15 protein-coding genes and 1 other annotated feature are annotated in these 18055 nt (G+C 40.4%); of the genes, 10 read left to right on the forward strand and 5 right to left on the reverse strand.

The window, feature by feature from the left end; translation table 11 throughout:
* The first annotated feature begins 335 nt into the window (after positions 1–335).
* Positions 336–536 (forward strand) — a binding site (T-box leader).
* A gap of 464 nt (positions 537–1000) precedes the next feature.
* The 4 genes from EO118_RS04585 (at position 1001) to leuB (ending at position 5512) form a co-directional block, all read left to right on the forward strand.
* Positions 1001–2539, forward strand: coding sequence for a 2-isopropylmalate synthase (locus EO118_RS04585; protein ID WP_127068851.1), 1539 nt, complete (start codon positions 1001–1003; stop codon positions 2537–2539).
* A gap of 4 nt (positions 2540–2543) precedes the next feature.
* Positions 2544–3809 (forward strand): 3-isopropylmalate dehydratase large subunit, encoded by a 1266-nt coding sequence (gene leuC, locus EO118_RS04590; protein WP_127068852.1) that lies wholly within the window; start codon positions 2544–2546, stop codon positions 3807–3809.
* Between the two features lies 1 nt (position 3810).
* Positions 3811–4308 (forward strand): 3-isopropylmalate dehydratase small subunit, encoded by a 498-nt coding sequence (locus EO118_RS04595; RefSeq protein WP_127068853.1) that lies wholly within the window; start codon positions 3811–3813, stop codon positions 4306–4308.
* A gap of 130 nt (positions 4309–4438) precedes the next feature.
* Complete coding sequence (gene leuB / locus EO118_RS04600) at positions 4439–5512, forward strand: 3-isopropylmalate dehydrogenase (RefSeq protein ID WP_127068854.1); 1074 nt, start codon at positions 4439–4441, stop codon at positions 5510–5512.
* A 220-nt stretch (positions 5513–5732) separates the two neighbouring features.
* On the opposite strand, the gene EO118_RS04605 is transcribed toward leuB, so the two are convergent.
* On the reverse strand, positions 5733–6311 hold the full coding sequence (locus tag EO118_RS04605; RefSeq protein WP_127068855.1) for a type III toxin-antitoxin system ToxN/AbiQ family toxin: 579 nt from the start codon (positions 6309–6311) through the stop codon (positions 5733–5735).
* Between the two features lie 430 nt (positions 6312–6741).
* On the opposite strand from EO118_RS04605, the gene pheA reads away from it, so the two are divergent.
* From pheA to EO118_RS04625, 4 genes are all read left to right on the forward strand, one after another.
* Positions 6742–7629 carry a prephenate dehydratase gene (pheA, locus tag EO118_RS04610; RefSeq protein ID WP_127068856.1) on the forward strand — a complete coding sequence of 296 codons (888 nt, stop codon included), beginning with the start codon at positions 6742–6744 and terminating at the stop codon, positions 7627–7629.
* Positions 7630–7972: 343 nt separating this feature from the next.
* Positions 7973–8386 carry a PepSY domain-containing protein gene (locus tag EO118_RS04615; RefSeq protein WP_127068857.1) on the forward strand — a complete coding sequence of 138 codons (414 nt, stop codon included), beginning with the start codon at positions 7973–7975 and terminating at the stop codon, positions 8384–8386.
* Positions 8387–8720: 334 nt separating this feature from the next.
* Positions 8721–9230, forward strand: coding sequence for a hypothetical protein (locus tag EO118_RS04620; protein WP_127068858.1), 510 nt, complete (start codon positions 8721–8723; stop codon positions 9228–9230).
* Positions 9231–9378: 148 nt separating this feature from the next.
* Positions 9379–10950 (forward strand): class I SAM-dependent methyltransferase, encoded by a 1572-nt coding sequence (locus EO118_RS04625; protein ID WP_164723820.1) that lies wholly within the window; start codon positions 9379–9381, stop codon positions 10948–10950.
* Between the two features lie 192 nt (positions 10951–11142).
* Here EO118_RS04625 and EO118_RS04630 read toward each other — a convergent pair whose 3' ends face one another.
* The gene (locus tag EO118_RS04630) at positions 11143–12588 is read right to left on the reverse strand and encodes an aminoacyl-histidine dipeptidase (protein ID WP_127068897.1); all 1446 of its coding nucleotides are present in this window, start codon (positions 12586–12588) and stop codon (positions 11143–11145) included.
* Between the two features lie 177 nt (positions 12589–12765).
* On the opposite strand from EO118_RS04630, the gene EO118_RS04635 reads away from it, so the two are divergent.
* On the forward strand, positions 12766–13743 hold the full coding sequence (locus EO118_RS04635) for an asparaginase (RefSeq protein WP_127068860.1): 978 nt from the start codon (positions 12766–12768) through the stop codon (positions 13741–13743).
* A gap of 4 nt (positions 13744–13747) precedes the next feature.
* Here the strand turns inward: EO118_RS04635 and EO118_RS04640 are convergent, their stop codons facing one another.
* The 3 genes from EO118_RS04640 to EO118_RS04650 form a co-directional block, all read right to left on the reverse strand.
* Positions 13748–14482, reverse strand: a complete 735-nt coding sequence (locus EO118_RS04640) for an adenosylcobinamide amidohydrolase (RefSeq protein WP_127068861.1) — start codon at positions 14480–14482, stop codon at positions 13748–13750.
* Between the two features lie 84 nt (positions 14483–14566).
* The gene (locus EO118_RS04645; RefSeq protein WP_127068862.1) at positions 14567–15631 is read right to left on the reverse strand and encodes a hypothetical protein; all 1065 of its coding nucleotides are present in this window, start codon (positions 15629–15631) and stop codon (positions 14567–14569) included.
* On the reverse strand, positions 15621–17117 hold the full coding sequence (locus EO118_RS04650; protein ID WP_127068863.1) for a hypothetical protein: 1497 nt from the start codon (positions 17115–17117) through the stop codon (positions 15621–15623). The genes EO118_RS04645 and EO118_RS04650 overlap by 11 nt, the downstream gene beginning before the upstream one ends.
* 223 nt (positions 17118–17340) lie before the next feature.
* Between EO118_RS04650 and yfbR the strand changes: the two genes are divergently transcribed.
* Complete coding sequence (gene yfbR / locus EO118_RS04655) at positions 17341–17934, forward strand: 5'-deoxynucleotidase (RefSeq protein ID WP_127068864.1); 594 nt, start codon at positions 17341–17343, stop codon at positions 17932–17934.
* The last annotated feature ends 121 nt before the right edge of the window (positions 17935–18055 follow it).

The raw sequence follows: 18055 nt of genomic DNA on the forward strand, positions 1-18055 counted from the left end.
CTCATCTCAAATAACTAAGGAATTTGAAATAGCCTAACGTGTAGAGGGTGCGAACCTCTTTCGTTAGGCTTTTTCATCGATTATTTGAACAAATCAATGATTTGTACTATTAGCTTTAAAATTAAAATCAATACATTGATTTTTCTAAAAAACTTTTTCATAGTACCACCTCCTCCTATAGGATAGGAAGAGATGAGCCCAACGCGCGTTGAAGACTCTTCTATAATTGCATTATAACAGAATTTATTCGTATTGTGTATATATAAAGATAAAAAACACATGAGTCTATTGACAAGCGACTTAAAATGCTATAGAATAATCTTCAGTTAGATAAAGTAAATGCGATGAACAGGTATAAAGATATAGTTAGTTGCTTTCAGAGAGCTACTGGTTGGTGTGAAGTAGTAGAACGATTATATTGAAACTCCCCTGTGAGCAGCGATGGTGAAACTAAGTAGTCATCGACGGTAGTTCCGTTATAACTGTGAGAACCAACTAGGGTGGGACCGTGTTATTGAAATGATAATGCCCCTTGATGTGCGTTGCACATTGAGGGGCTTTTTTGTATCATAGGTTAATCAGTGAAGTTCTTACATTTTACAATGAGGTCTGTATAAGGTATACAGTACAAGTACACTCTATTGGAATGTTCTGATAGATGTAAGCATGGCTTACTAACAGTAGGATAGGCGGATGATTATGACAAACAACCGCACTTAACAATGTTAGAATCTGTAATGTACTACTAGGACAGACAGTATGTAAAATGTAAAAACTACTTTACAACCAATACATTATATAACGCCCCTAGGGATGCATAGACATCTCTGGGGGCGTTTTTTATTCTCTGAAAGAAATCTCAGAGGGCACGTACTTAAAACCACCATAGGAATGATTTTAGCAAAGGTGAGATATGGAGGCCACATATTCAGTTTTTTTAGAATCATCCATTAGAATAGACATACGAACAGATATAGATTAGTCAGAAAGAGGAATAACCATGGATAACAGAATTTATTTTTTTGATACTACACTACGTGATGGGGAGCAAACACCAGGTGTGTCCCTTCAAACACCAGAAAAAGTAGAAATTGCACAAGCTCTTGTGCGCCTTGGACTAGATGTCATCGAAGCTGGTTTCCCAGCGGCGTCAGAAGGTGACTTTGAAGCGGTATCTACCATTGCTAAAGAAGTACGTGGATGTACTATTGCAGCGCTTGCTCGATCCAATGAAAATGACGTGACAAAAGCAGCAGAAGCACTAGCTCATGCAGAGCGCAGCCGCCTTCATGTGTTTATCGCTACTAGCGATATTCATCTAGAATATAAGTTGAAAAAGACTCGTGAAGAAGTGTTAGATATTGTGAAACACATCCTTGAATTTGCAAAAGGTAAATTCGATGAAATCGAGTTCTCTGCAGAAGATGCGTCTCGTACAGATTTAGATTATCTATGTCGTGTCTTTGAAGTGGCAATCGAAGGTGGCGCTTCTATCTTGAATATACCAGATACAGTAGGCTACATGACACCAGAAGAATTTGGCAATCGTATTCGCTACATCAAAGAGCATACGAAAGGTATTGAAAAGGCAATCATCAGTGTACACTGCCACAATGACTTAGGTCTTGCTAATGCGAACACATTGGCAGCTATCGAAGCGGGGGCTCGTCAAGTGGAATGTACTATGAATGGCTTGGGAGAACGAGCTGGTAATGTGGCTATCGAAGAAGTGGTGATGGCTATTAAAACTCGTCATGACCATTATCCATTCGATGTACACATCGACACACCACTATTCACTCGTACTAGTAAATTGGTGAGCAAACTTTGCGGTGTTGCTGTATCTCCTAACAAAGCTATCGTAGGTGCCAATGCCTTCGCACATGAGTCCGGCATTCATCAACATGGTATGTTGAACAATCCAACGACGTATGAAATCATGACTCCTGCTAGCGTAGGAGCAGAAAAAACGTCCATCGTATTGGGTAAACATTCTGGACGCCATGCTTTTGAAGATCATCTAGTGAATCTAGGCTTTCAGTTAGAAGAAGAACGAGTGAATGAATTGTTCATTCAATTCAAAACCTTAGCAGATAAGAAAAAACAAGTGTATGATGAAGATATTTATGCCTTAGTGATGGATACCATGCATCACGAGCAAGCATTCCACGTGGTGCAACACGATTATCATTCCGATCAAAATGGATACGTGCTTGCTAGCATTCGTGTATTAACTCCGAATGGGGAACGCATGGATGCCGCTGTTGGTGATGGTCCAGTAGATGCTTCTTTCAGAGCCATCGAACGACTAGTGAACACTCCATTTGTATTGGAAAACTTCCAAATCCGTTCTGTAACGGTAGGTAAGGATGCCCTTGGGGAAGCGGTGGTGAAAGTCAACTACAATGGCCGCAGATTCCAAGGTCGTGGTATTAGCACAGACATCGTAAAATCCAGTGTGAATGCCTATATTAACGCAGTAAACGCAATTTATTTAGCAAAAGAATTAGAACAAGAGTTTGGAAACCAGGAGGGTTAATGTCATGGGTATGACGATTACAGAAAAGAATATGGCACGCCATGCAGGGCTTGCAGAAGTAAAAGCAGGTCAAATGATCGAGTGTCAATTAGATTTCATCTTGATGAACGATATTACATTTCCACCAGCAAAGAAAGAGTTTGAAAAAATCGGTAAACCTGTCTTCGATGCAGATCGTATCTACTTAGTACCGGATCATTTTACACCGAATAAAGACATTAAATCCGCTACACAAGCGAAAGTGATGCGTGATTTTGTAAGACAACATAAGATTACTCACTATTTTGAAGTAGGCCGCATGGGCATTGAGCACGTATTGTTACCAGAACAAGGTTTGATTGGCCCAGGGGAAATGATCATCGGCGCTGACTCTCACACTTGTACGTACGGTGCATTGAATGCTTTTGCTACTGGTGTAGGTTCTACAGATGCTGGGGTGGCTATGGCAGAAGGTAAAACTTGGTTTAAAGTGCCAGAAACGATCAAAGTCGTATTAGAAGGAAAACCTGCCAAATGGATTTCTGGTAAAGATATTGTGTTGGATTTAATCGGTAAAATCGGTGTCGATGGCGCTCGTTATAAAGCCCTTGAGTTCCATGGATCTGGTGTGCAATACATGACGATGGCAGACCGCTTGACGATCTGTAATATGGCTATCGAAGCAGGCGGTAAATGTGGGGTATTCCCGTACGATGCAGTGACAGAGGAGTATATCCAAGGTCGTATCACACGTCCTATCGAACCAATTGCAGCAGACGAAGATGCAGAATACTGCCAAGTGGTAACCATTCAATTGGATGAATTAACTCCAGTGGTAGCGTACCCACACCTTCCTTCTAACACGCATTACATGAAAGATATTGTGAAAGAAGATCGTATTCAAATTGACCAAGCTATCATTGGTTCCTGTACGAATGGTCGCTTTGAAGACTTACAAATGTGCGCAGAAATCTTTAAAGGTCGCAAGGTGGCGGACTTCGTACGTTGCATCGTCATTCCAGGATCTCAAGATGTATATAACCAAGCTGTGAAAGCAGGATTAATGGATATCTTCATCGAAGCAGGCTGTGCGGTAAGCACACCAACTTGTGGTCCTTGCTTAGGTGGTTACATGGGGATTATGGCAGAGGGAGAGCGCACCGTTTCTACTACAAATCGTAACTTCCGTGGCCGTATGGGACACGTAGACAGTGAAGTATATTTGGCAAGCCCATATGTGGCGGCAGCAAGTGCAGTAGCAGGGTATTTAGCAAGCCCTGAGGAGGTATAATATGGCAGACTTTCAAGGAACGATTTGGCGCTACGGCGACAATGTAGATACAGACGTAATTATTCCAGCGCGCTATTTGGCGATTGCGGATATGGCAGAATTGGCAGAACATGCTATGGAAGATATTGATACTACCTTTGCACCGAATGTGAAAGCCGGTGAAATCATGGTAGCTGGCAAAAACTTTGGCTGTGGTTCCTCTCGTGAACATGCGCCAGCGGTGATTAAAGAAAAAGGTATTTCTTGCATCGTAGCAGATAGCTTTGCTCGTATTTTCTTCCGCAATGCTATCAATATAGGGTTGCCGGTGATTGAAATTGGTGAAGCTGTAGACCGTATTCAAGAAGGTCACGAAATCGCTGTAGAAATGGCCACAGGTGTTGTCCATAATGTGACTACTGGTGAAAGCTACCAAGGAACAGCGCTACCACAATTTGTGCAAAATATTGCCAAAGCAGGTGGACTTGTAAACTTTGCAAAAACAAGACAAGACGGATAAGAAGGATAGAATTAATAGGAAACCCTAGGTTATGCTATTATTGATTAGCCTAGTGGTATTCCCTATAGTATGTATGCTAGATAGATAAAATATTTTAGTGTAGTGTAGAGATTTTTAAAAGAGGATTACTATGAGTGAAAAACAGATTGTCCTAATTGCTGGTGACGGCATTGGGGAAGAAATAACAAATTCCGCACGTGCTGTGGTGGACGCAGCATTTGCCAAAGCGGGTGTAACAGCTAATTGGATTGAGAAAAAAGCCGGTGGTGCAGCTATCGATGCTTTCGGTGAACCATTGCCACAAGACACGATCGATGCATGCCAAGCAGCAGATGCTGTATTATTAGGGGCTGTAGGAGGTCCTAAATGGGACGATGTAGATCCAACCATCCGTCCAGAAAAAGCTATCCTTGGCTTGCGCAAAGCATTGGGCTTGTTCTGCAACTTGCGGCCAGTGAAAATCTATCCAGCATTGCGTGAGTTTTCTCCATTGAAACCAGAACTAGTAGAAAATGTTGACTTCGTTATCGTTCGTGAATTAACGGGTGGCATCTACTTTGGGGAACGTGAAGAAGCTCAAGGAGAAGGACCAAACGAATTTGCTTGGGATAAAGAGACATATGCTCGTTATGAAGTAGAACGCATCATGGATGTAGCTGTAGAAACAGCACGTAAACGTTCTGGCAAAGTGGTGAGCGTAGACAAAGCTAACGTATTGGCATCTTCTCGTTTATGGCGTAAAATTGCGAAAGAAAAAGCAGAAGCCAACCCAGATATTTCCATGGATTACTACTATGTAGATAATACAGCGATGCAACTAGTGACGAATCCAGGTCAATTTGATGTATTAGTGACAACTAATTTATTTGGAGATATTTTGAGTGATGAAGGCGCTGTTATCTCTGGTTCTCTTGGCTTATTACCATCTGCCTCCATCGGTACAGGCACTTCTTTGTATGAACCAATTCATGGTTCGGCACCAGACATTGCAGGACAAGGCATTGCTAACCCATTAGGTACGATCTTGTCTGCTGCTATGATGTGCCGTTACTCCTTGGATTTGCCTGCAGTAGCGGACTCCATTGAACAAGCGGTGACAGCTGTCCTTGATGCAGGTTATCGCACAGGGGATATGTATCGTGAAGGATTCACAAAAGTGAACACTCAAGGCATGACTGACGCTGTGATAGCACACTTAGGCTAAGATTTAGCAGTATATAAGATATAAAAAATCGCGGCACACTCCACCACAAACTGATACTATCGTTAGGTTTGCTCCGGAGTATGCCGCGCTTTTTTGCATATGTTATTGTTTGATACCGCTAGCATAGCCTAATGACGTTTTATTGGAGCTCTAGGAAGAAGATTAGGCTATGCATACATATGTTATACATAATTTTCTTGTGATAGTATGAAAGAAAATATTATATATGTTCTTCTATCCAAGAGTCATGATAGGCAATGGCTTTTTGTAAGTCTACGCAATGTGTCTTATTGTGCTTTGGCAAGGTGTTAGTTATGGATTTTGTATAAAATCGTAGTGCTTTATCATAAATTGTATCTTTCATGGCATTAATGGCGTAATATTCTTTTTGTAACAAGTCACCATATTTTCTCTCAGAAGAGATAGTAGATGATAGCAAGTTATTGATAGAAATTTCAGAGATTTGAGAACTAGGGACAGGAATTATTTTTCCAATAATGACATTACAAAGATGAACTTGCTTATTACTTATAACTTTTATACTGATACGTCTTTTTTCGATGTTGGCTTTTTTTGCTTTAGCAGCTTTTAAATCATTAGGATTTAATGTACTTGGAAATTTAGCTGGAGAAGAGAGGGGTGCAAAAAATAGCCTATCGTGTATGGTAAGAACTATACCTACATAGGAACGAGTTTGTTTGCCTCCAGTTGAAATTCTAACATCGGAATCAATGATTTGTAATGATTCCATATATGTTTCATTTATTTTATAAAAGCTTAAGTTTGGTTGCGTATTCATATCAGGTACCTATAGTCCATAAAAAGAAAAGCCGAGATACATCCCGGCTCACATTGCAAATAAAGTATATCCATGGTGGGGTGCACCATACTTATAGGTCCTCTCTTTAAAAATGATAACTCATTTTATGGTGGGGCGCACCAACAATAAAGTCCCTCGCTTTCAGAATGATGAAGCATTCCATGGTGGGGAGCACCAACGATAAAGTCCCTCGCTTTAGATATACATTTATAAGTTAATCCTATCATACCAATTTTAGAATGTCAATTGTGTTAGAAGCTTATTGGTTAATAGATTCTCGAACTATTTTTTGCAAAGTATCATAGTCTTGAAAATATCATTCTTCGATGCGGAAATGACCAAAGAAGGTATTTTGTGTATAATAGTGTACGTATGTCAATATTGGGAACGGAAAGTAGGAGGGTTTACCATGGCAGATGAACGAGTTACGGATCTACAGTTGGCACATTCTGTGCTAGGTTATACAGGTGTACCTGGGGCCTATGCCTATGAAGTGTTGCAGAATGTACTTTCAAAATATATAGAAAAAGGCGGCTCCGTGGAGGGGCAACGGATTGAGCGTTGTCAAAGTCATCGTGAGCTCGTACAGGCTGTCCACGAAGGGCGCATCGATTATGCCATATTGCCCATTGAAAACTCTATCGTCGGGGAAGTGCGGGATAGCACGGATTTAATCAAAGATAAAAATATTCACATCGTTGGGGAAGTGCGCCATCGCATTAGCCATAGTTTGCTAGGTGTACCGGGTGCTAGCCTCGACACGATTCAAGAGGTGTACTCTCACGAGCAAGCGCTCATGCAATGCTCACAATTTTTGGCGACCCACAGTTCTTGGCAATTAAGTCCTATGAACAATACTGCTATGAGCGCGAAATACGTGAGCGACACACAGGATGTGACGAAGGCATGCATTGCTAATGCATCTGCGAAAGAATTATATGGACTCACATTGTTAGCCCCAGACATTGCAAACTTTAAGGAAAACTTTACGCGATTCTTCATCATCACTCATAAGGATGTAAGGATTCATGATGCGCACAAACTGAGCATTATTGTACAAACACCAAATACGCCAGGGGCACTGGTGAAAGTCCTACGAGTTTTTGAGGAACATCAATTGAACATGGTCAACATCAAATCACGCCCATGTATGCATACACCGTGGGAGTATTTCTTCTACATCGATATCGAAGGAGGAGGTCGAGAATCAGAAGTAGAACAAGCTTTAACTGAAGTGCGAGAACTATCCAATTATTTGCAGGTCTTAGGGCATTATAAAATTTATGATGTACTGTGAGAATTTAACGATAACTTAAATACCATATGATTCTAATAGGGGAGCGTATTGATTCTGTATGTGGTGAGTATAGCTAGCATAAGAGGAATAGTTTAAAAGTTTGATGAAGTTTTATGACACCCCTTGCTTACGGAAATAGAGATATGATACTATACTCCTATGAACTATATAGAAATATATAGATATACTGTATAGATGTGCTAAGAGAATGTGCTATGTAAATGTAGTATGCAAATCTAGTATATAAATATAGTGTGCAAATACACTATGCAAGCATATTATAGGCAATCGCTAATTTCTATATACAAATTAAGAATGTAACATTTGAGCAAGGAGACATAGTATGAAGCGAACAATTATTTCTTTTTTAGTGGGCGTTATCGTGACAGGTTGTGCGATGGGCTGGTTCTGGTATCAAGACCGTGAACAATATACACGTGCAATCCCAGCTGTGAAAGGTCCGATCCAAGTAGCACCGGTAGTGAATGGAACCCCAGCAGGAACGACAAATGGATTTGTGCCACAACAAGCAGGAGTTGTAGCGCCGCAAGCAACACAACAAGTACAAATTACGCAAGAAAAAGCGATGGAAATCTTTAAAACGGCGTATCCAGACTATCGCATTGAAAAAGTGAAATTCGATACAGATCACGGTCGTGCTCATTATGAAATCGATGGAGAAACGTTAACTCGTGAAGTAGAAATTAAAATTGATGCTGTCACAGGGGAAATCTTCCAAGTTAAAGAAGGACATTAATACGTTGATATAGAATTATGAATACCTAACCTACCTAGTAGGCTAGGTATTCTTTCATTAGCAAAGGAAATGATTGTGTTAGTATTGCTATCGTTAAAACAAGTGAGTTCCTAACAACATCAAGAATCATTTACTAGTAGTATATTTTAACGTACTGTGTTAGTATGAATTATAGAAGGCTTGGCAAACTATCTGCGTGTAAGGTAGATTTATTTGGTGTATAGATGCTACTACATCAAAGATAAAGTTTAGAAAATCAATGGGAGGAGACCTTAAGGAATTTAGAATTTAGCCTATCAAATTTGAGTGAGTAAAGCAGAATGGAGGAGATTGTATGACGGAATTACATATGTATGTAGCGTATTTGACAGCGTGGACCATATATCAATTGTGGTCTATTCACAGATGGATGAAATCGGAGTCAAAAGAGGAAAAAGCCGAGAATGCTGGTCATGCATTGCAAGAAATTTTAAACTTTGTATCTCCTAAGGCAGTAGCTGGATTAGCAATGAGTGGAATCGTTTTTACCGGGGCTGCAGATGTGTTAGGTATTTTGCTAGTGAAAGGCTTCATACGTGATCCTCAATGGTTAGATACTTTGTTACTAGGTCTCGTTTGTATTAGTGTTATAGTGGGAATTCGGGCGGCTATTGAGGCGTACCGCATTGTTCTAAGCGCGTCTAATTCTCGTCAACCAGACCTCTTTTTGGTTCGCCATGAAAGACTCTTTAAAAAGGGGCGTATCAATCTAGAAATTGTAATGAACCGGGTATTAAATGTAATATATGCAGGATTTGCTATCTATACGATGGTTATACTTTTACAATTGTTACACATTTTATAATCAAATCGTATACTATATGTCTATAGAATATTAGCAAAAGTTGTGGGAGTCTGTTATAATAAATTGATTACATTGAATACAGTGAAAATGATAACTGTGTGCATATCGTTATGAGATGACGAATATAAAAGTAAGAAAGGCATTGATAATGAACGTAAACAAAAATACATCAGTTGCAAAAGAAGCAAGTGATGTTATCGAATCTTTAAAAAACTCGTATAACGAATTAGTGTATCCTTCTAAATCCTTCGGAGTAACATCTGTTAACAGTTTAGAAGCAAAAGCGAAGTTATGGGGCTTAAATCCAGTACCAGCAAAAGAGGCTCGTGTCCTAGAACTAGGCTGTTCTATGGGTGGTAACATCATCGGGCAAGCTGTGTATCATCCAGAGGCGTCTTATGTAGGGGTTGACCTCAGCGGATCTCAAATTGAAATCGGCAATGAAATCATTGAGGCCATTGAACTTAACAATATAAAATTAGTAGAACAAGATATTTTGAAAATTGATAAAGACTTCGGAACATTCGATTACATTATCGTTCATGGCATTTGGTCTTGGGTGCCAGATGTGGTGAAAGATAAAATTTTAGAAATTTGTAATGTGAACTTGTCCGAACGAGGGGTAGCCTACGTTTCCTATAACGTATACCCTGGTTGGCATCGACTAGACCAAGTACGTGAGATGATGCTCTTTGCTACACGCTATGATCAAGATATGGATTTATTGCCTCGTACAGAAAAAGGGATTTCTTTTGTGCATCATATGAATGAACTCATCAAATCCTCTAAGGACGTGGTGCCTAAATTGGGATGGAAAACAGACAGTTTTGATTCTGCCTTAGATCATAAAACGTATTATATTGCTCATGAATATTTAGAGCCTATTAATGATCCTGTGTATATAACGGACTTTCTTAACCGCGCTAAGAAACATAACTTAGTCTACGTATCCGATACAGATTTCCAACTGTCTGCGATTACATGGATGAAAAAAGAACGTCGAGAATTAATTGAAGCGATGTCTGGCGGAGATTGGAACACGAAAGAACAAATTCTAGATTTCTATTTCGATACCCAATTCCGTCGCTCCTTATTATGTCATGAGTCGCAAGCTCATTTACTACGCCATAATGAAGAGTTTTTAATTACTACATTGGATTCCTTGTATTTTGGAATGGTCAATAAGGGTAAAGAGCTACAAGATACGACGAATGCGATAGAACAAGCTATTGTAAATAACTGTCGTAAAGGAGAAATGTTCACTGTAGCTGATTGCAAAGCAGAGATTGAACAATTACAAGCGGATACGGAGTATAATGATATAGAATTATACAGTATGCTCATTCGTTTCTTATTGTGTGGATTTATTGCCCCTGTGACAGAGAAAAAAGAAATCAACACATTCCAAGAAGGTGTGTCTACAGTGCCTAAAGAGATGGCTAAGTATGTACAAACCGTTGTGGATCGTGGCGGTCATAAGTTCATCAACATTTCTGATTTGTACAATGATAGTATTACAGGATTTAACTCTGCTCATGTGCTGATGATGAAAGAGTTAGAAACGCCAAAAACATTGGAAGAACTTTACAAAGTGGCGGATAAAATTCTGAAAGTAGATGAAACGAAGCCATCTGGTGAAGTGGTACCGTTAAAAGGCCGTACTGTGGTAGATAAAACATTAGATGATTTAGGTCAACTTGGGTTCTTGCGCAATCACTAATCATGTCTACTGTCAACCTAGATATTGTACATAGTATATACTTATGAAATAAGAGCTGTACTAGCATGTGTATATAACATGCTAGTACAGCTCTTTTGTTGTGGTAGAGGAATACACAAAGGAGGAGTTCATCCATACCGATGTACATATAATAGAGGGGAGTCGCATGGCGACTCCCGCTTGTTGATTGTGCTATTGTAATTTTTCTAATAAGGTTAATAAGAACTTGGACACGGTTGTTACTGATGGTAAGTGTAAACGTTCTTTTGGTGTGTGGGCACCTAGAATAGTAGGGCCAAAGCTCAACATTTGTGTGTTTGGTAATTGTGCTTTTAATAAGCCACATTCAAGGCCTGCATGAACAGCTGTTACATGAGGTTCGATACCGATGACCTCTTTGTATAGAGTGATGGCTTGTTCTTCTAAACGGCTACCGCGCTCATATTCCCAAGCAGGGTAATGGCCTTGTTCAGAAGCGGAGAAGCCATGGGCTTTTGCTAATGTCATGATGCGGTCACGTAAGTAGGCTAATTGACTCATAGTTAAACTACGAACAGAGATAAGAATATCTAACTGAGTGTCATTGTCTTCGACGATGGCGATATTGTTACTTGTATCTACTAAACCTTCTAGTTTTTTGCTCATGCCGAATACACCATGAGGTGCTAAGTATAAGAATTGCAAAAAGTTTTGTGCTTGCGTATCGCTATAGATAGTGGCAGGAGTGTCACAAGGAGTGATAGTTACTTGTAAATTTGGATCTTGTGGAGATAATTCGTGACGAATGATTTCTGCATTCGCTTGGATATGCTCTTGCAATGCCTCTGCATCAGAAGGTTTGCAAAGGATAGTAGCCTCTGCAAAGCGTGGGATGGCATTATGCTTAGAACCTCCTGTAAAATGGCTCACAGACATAGGAGTTTCACGATGCGCTTCTACCAATAAACGAGCTAAGATAGTTACGGCATTGCCTAATTGTTTGTCGATTTCGATACCCGAGTGTCCACCGTGAAGACCATCTACCGAGACTTTCAACGCAGTGAATCCTGCTGGTGTTGGTACAGAATTTGTAGGTAATGAAAGGTCTAATCGACAGCCCCCAGCACAAGCTACGATGAATTCATGTTCTTGCTCTGTATCAATATTGATTAAGTACTGTCCATGTAGACGTTCACCTTTCACCGCCATAGCACCATTCATACCTGTTTCTTCGTTTGTAGTGAATAGACATTCTAACGGGCCATGTGGGATAGTTGGGTCATCTAGTACGGCTAGTGCCATTGCCACAGCAATACCATTATCGGCACCTAGAGTGGTATCATTAGCGTGCAACCATTCTCCATCCTCGATGAGCTCGATAGGGTCTTTGGAAAAATCGTGAGTAGATGTGTCAGATTTTTCTGCTACCATATCGATGTGACCTTGTAAAATGATAGCTGGATGATTTTCATAACCTGCAGTCGCATGAGCGCGGATAATCACGTTTAATTCTTCATCTTGCTCTGCTTCTAAGCCTCTATCGTTAGCAAATTGCATTAGAAAATCGCTAATGCCTTGCTCATTGCCAGATTCACGAGGGATTTGACTGATTTCGCGGAACCAGTGTAATACACTAGTTGTATAGTTAGTATGTGTCATAATAATACCTTTCTTAGGATGGATGAAATATTTAATAAAATAACTATACTCCATTCGCTGTAAGGGGTCAATACAAGAATTAGGAGATAGGAGCGAATCCTTTGTGATAAAAAATTATGCCAACAGAGAAACAAGGAATGCTATAATAAAAGTAATGATTTCAAAGGAGGTTACCACATGAAGGGTACAAAGATTATGATGATAGGCACAGGAGGCACCATTGCAGGTACAGGGAATGGGTCTAGTGCATTAACGGAATATAGAGCAGGATCGATTGGTGTGGATGATTTGATGCAGGCAGTACCCGCTTTGAAGGAGTATGGTCCTTTTGAAAGTGTGCAATTTTCTAATATCGATAGTTCTGAAATGAGTCCTTATCGTTGGGGGCATTTAGCACTGCTTGTGAATGAAGTGGCTGAGCGAGATGATATAGGTGGTATTGTCATTACCCATGGTACAGATACGATGGAAGAAACTGCGTATTTCTTGCAGTTGACAGTGAATACAAAGAAGCCCGTAGTAATGACTGGTTCCATGCGTCCTGCTACAGCACTTAGTGCAGATGGACCTGTGAATTTATTGCAAGCTGTACAAGTAGCACGAAGTAAAAATGCTTGGAACCAAGGGGTATTAGTGGTCATGAATGGCTATATTGATAGCGCTAGAGAGGTGGCAAAGTTGCACACCACTGATGTAGCTACCTTTGGAAATGCCCAATTAGGTCATATGGGTTGCGTACAAAATGGACAGGCTTATTTTTACTATACTCCATGTCGTAAGCATACGAGTGACAGCGAATTTATCTTACATAATGAGGTGGAATTGCCGTCCGTAGGGATTGTACATCTCTATGGAGGGATGGATACAGAAATACTAACTCTGGTAGCAAGTCGGTCACAAGGTTTAGTGATTGGTGGCTTTGGGCATGGTACCTTACCACAGAGCGTTCGTGATACACTCAAAAAAATTACCATTCCCAAAGTGCGGTCATCCCGCATTGGAAATGGTATTGTATCTAGCAATTCATCAGATGTGAAAGAGGGATTGATCGTTAGCGATTCTCTGTCGCCAGTGAAAGCTAGAATTTTATTGATGCTAGCATTGCAACAAGAACGAAGTCGAGAAGAGCTAGAACGGATATTTGCTACCTATTAGTTCTTTAGGTATCTAATACATCTGCGTTCTCTAATGCTGTTTCGATGGCAGATCGTACGGCTTTAGCTAAGGTATCGCCGAACTGGGAGAACGTACCTGAGTCTGTAAGGAGTTCTCCGTTTGGGTCGATGGTCATAATGACGCCATCTGTAGAGGTGCCCGTAGCAGGTTGGCCAGATACAATGCTAGTAATGCCTTTGGATTGGAGCGCTACGGTTTTCGCTTCTGTTATGGTTAGCAATGATTTTGTAAGAGCCCCATCGGTGAGGGCGCAATTGGTAAATACTAATAAGTTGATGGTGCCTCCAGCATGGAAGGTGCCATCTTTTTCGTAGTACGTATAGCCATCGCCTGCTCGATGAGCTGTTTTTTCAACACCTGCGGTGGCAATGACTTCGACTATGATACTTCCTTCTTGGTAACATACATAGGCATGTCGATCCATAGAGGCGCTAGTCAATAAGGATGTACAAAAATGAATAGGTAAGTCTAACTGTACGCATTCTTTTGCTAAATAAGCAGATGTGGATCCACCAGGTAACTCACTTTCATCATTGACGAAAAATGTGAGTTGTTGATTGCGCACAGCCATTACATGGTGCAAGCCTCCGTTGAAAGGACTTGTGCTGATGGCATAATAGGGCATATCATACGTCACAGTAATGGCAGAATTGTGTATATCTACATAGCCACCACTACGTAATGTAGCAGGGGCGAGGTATGCGTTTTGAGTTGTCATGAATCCTCCTAATGGTTGAATCTATTGTTAAGAAGCTACATAGCTGCTTATGGTATAGTAGGGGTGGTCTAATCTAGTCAAAGGTTAGCCCCATCTTTCTAGGAATGTGGTGAAGTGTTGTAGGACTCGTTCCCGTATGGATAGAGGTTCCAAGACCGTCACCATAGCGCTGAGGGCGAGTATCTTTTGATAGATATCATCTTCATCGAATGGATAATAGGTGATATTTAGATGATAGGTGTGATCTTGTAGTTCATCTTCGTCATCGATTATGGTTTCCACTAAGGTAGTTTCCTTTGTGTAATCGGCAAATAGATGATAGGCCCGTTCTAGTGCATTTTTATCGTTAATGACACGCAGTTTGAGGGTGAGTGCATCCTTTTCGAGTAACTCGGTAAGTACCGTGTAACGATTGGGGACAGGCTTGTCTTCTCGAAGGCAGATGCGTTGTATATCTTTCACCGGAATATAGACATATTCGCTTTCACTGAGCAAACCTAAAAGATGATAGTCCTCGGTGTTCGCAAAGTAACGTAAATGACAAGGTGTTACGACGTGCTTACTATCTGTGGTTGTGATTGCTATCGTATGCGATTCTTCTATAATGGTACGGAACAATGTGTGCGTTATCTCTAACATATGGGCATCTGTTTGTGCTACTGGCCGAGTGGATTGATAGTTTTCTAGGATGGTTTTGAACGTGTTATGAAAGGGATGTTGTTCCATAGCAGTGTTTAGTTTATCGCGTATAGATTGCGATAGGAATGGGAATACCCGTTCATCGTGGATGAGCAGATATAATGCTAGAACCTCACGGTCTGTGAATAGATAGGGATCTGGCATATGTGGAATAAAATAGGGTTGTACTTTCCCTGCTTCGATACTAGGGTGAAAGAATAGCTCGATTATTTTTTCTACTATGTCCGTAGCACTGCCATTATCCATAGTCTGTTGATAGTCCTGTAGCAACCAAGCAGTAATTTCCTGAGGGTCTAAATGGTTATATTCAATTTTCAAATCATCACAATTCAGACGATCTATATAAATGAAATGTAGGAGTTGAATGAACCGAATGTAATAAAATGTATAGGCTCCAACGGAAGTGTGGTCCGGATTCGTATAGGATTGAAGAAATGGATTAGGATTCATAATGGGCTACGATGCTCCTTACTCTAGTTAATACCATATCTTGTAATGCTTTCATAGGAGCTGTTTGTGTGGCCTCTTCTGTAAGGGGCTCTCCTGTGGAGCTTACAAAACGAAGATACGGCCCCCATTGATATAGCAATGGTAATATTGCAGAAGGCTCTAGGTAGGTGACTTTCACAAGGAATGGACAGGCTTCTGTTGAATTTTCCTGTAGGTAATCAATGGATAGGCGTTTCGTGCGAAATTGATGTAATGCTTGTTGTATTTCCGTCCAATTGTCTAGGGGGGAGGAATGGTAGGCGAAGTACACCGTATAGGTAATAGGTAGTTTAGCCTGTTTTCGAGAATGCGGTGTAGCTGGGTATAGGTCGATGTGATGTACTGTATCTAGTGAAATTGGCGACATAGGGCGACCATTCTTGCTGGTGCTGTATATGTATTCTCTAGAATCATTTCGATGTTCTTCGAGGCTATCTATGTGCACAATTGTTTTAGTGGTGTGTAATTTGGATGTGGATTTAGGATTACTCCGATCAATGGTTGTGACCGTGGTCCATGTATTCATACCAGATAAAGAAGATAATCGTTTGTCATCTAGCAGTGTTTTGAAAGGGGGCACTTGGCGCACCAAGATAGGGGAAGGTACTTGTGGCATCTGCCTAGCATTGATATCGCCGAGGATATCTTCAGGGGCATCATCGCCTAAACTTCTTAAGGATAATTTAAATTGTAGATAGTGGGCATAGGATGAGATGGGAGATAGATATTTTTGAAAGTCTAAGGCATAGACTAATTCTTTCTGCTCTTCTTCAGTGAGGTTAGATTCACTGATTGGGTTAGGCGTGATATCATATGCATCTTCGATGGTAGGATGAGGAGCTATGACTCCCATTGCTTGGAGCATATGGAAGGCACTGTCAAAGAGTTGCGTGCTATTAATCATGGACTCGTTACTCGCATCTTGGGTCAACAGTATATCTTGGTGAATAGACGTTAAGTATCGTCTTAGGTTTTTAGTTGTTAACAAGGCTTCATCTTTAGGGGGTATATCTGAATGGCTAGCATAATATGACATAGGGTATTGCAAGCCGTTTTGATAGGTATTGATGGCAGACTCATCGTTTGCCATACCTTTTGTAGACAGTAGATGGTATAACAATAGACTGCGACGAAGGTCTGTAGGCAACATTTTGCGCACTGCATGGGCAAAGGCTAAGGGATTTAGGTTGTAAGGTGAATAGCTTAGGCCAGGTAATGTTAATAGCTTAGCGCGACCATAGGAAAATTCGTACAGTGATTGGGGAGATATGGCATCCATAAAAAAATGAGCTTGCTTTGTTTTTTCTTGATAGGAAGTGCCTTTAAAAGGATGGAAATCCTTGTCTACACTTTTATACACACCACCTTTAGCGATTAAATCTAAGAATCGGTAAAAGCGGGATTCTGTTTCATCGCTAGTAGCAAAAAAATTTGTGTTCCCTGCCATGTGAGTTCCTTTCAGTGTATCTGCAGTTAGTGAGCAATAAAGTTCGTCAGTATATAGTTATAGTACCATAAAACGGAACATAGGGGATATTGATTTTAGTATATTTTACATATCAGATATTAACATAGTAACTATCGGGACGTGTTAGATAGTTCATTGCCGGAATAGCGGTGATGAGCTTTTTTTTGTATAATGAATAGAGTAGATTAAGGAGGAGTATGCTATGGAAGAAAGTCATTTTTTTGCCCTTTTAGGGCGTATGAAATATATTCAGCGTTGGAGCTTGATGCGCAATACAGAAGTAGAAAATTTGCAAGGTCATAGCTTAGAAACGGCCATGATTGCTCATCAACTGGGAGTACTTCGGAATACTTATTTTGATGGAACTGTAGATGTGAACCGATTAGCGGTACTAGCTATGTATCACGATGTAAGTGAAGTATTTACAGGAGATATGCCCACGCCAGTAAAATATTTTAATCCTAAGTTGCGAGCCCTCTATGGAGAAGTAGAACAGTTGGCCAATGAAACCTTATGGCGTACATTGCCAGAATCGGTGCAACCAGCCTATGAGGAAGCCTTAGTATCTGTGCCAGAGGAATACGAGGTGCTAGTGAAAGCAGCGGATACCTTGTCGGCATTTATGAAATGTGTCACAGAAAAATCTGCTGGTAATAATGAGTTCAATGCAGCTTATGATACGATTTATGAACGCTTAGTACAGATGCAATTGCCAGAGGTAGATCTATTTTTGAAAGTCTATGTGCCTAGCTTGACGAAGTCTTTAGACGAAATGAATGTATCCTTTGCAAAGTAATGTGTATTCCCTATGTTGAAACGTTTGATGAGGAATGCTAGATATAGGTGATACGTTGATAAATAGACAAAATGACAGTGTTGTGAAGGGATGTCACAAGTGTATGATAACTCTAGAAAAT

Source organism: Veillonella sp. 3891 (assembly GCF_003992315.1).
GTDB lineage: Bacteria > Bacillota > Negativicutes > Veillonellales > Veillonellaceae > F0422.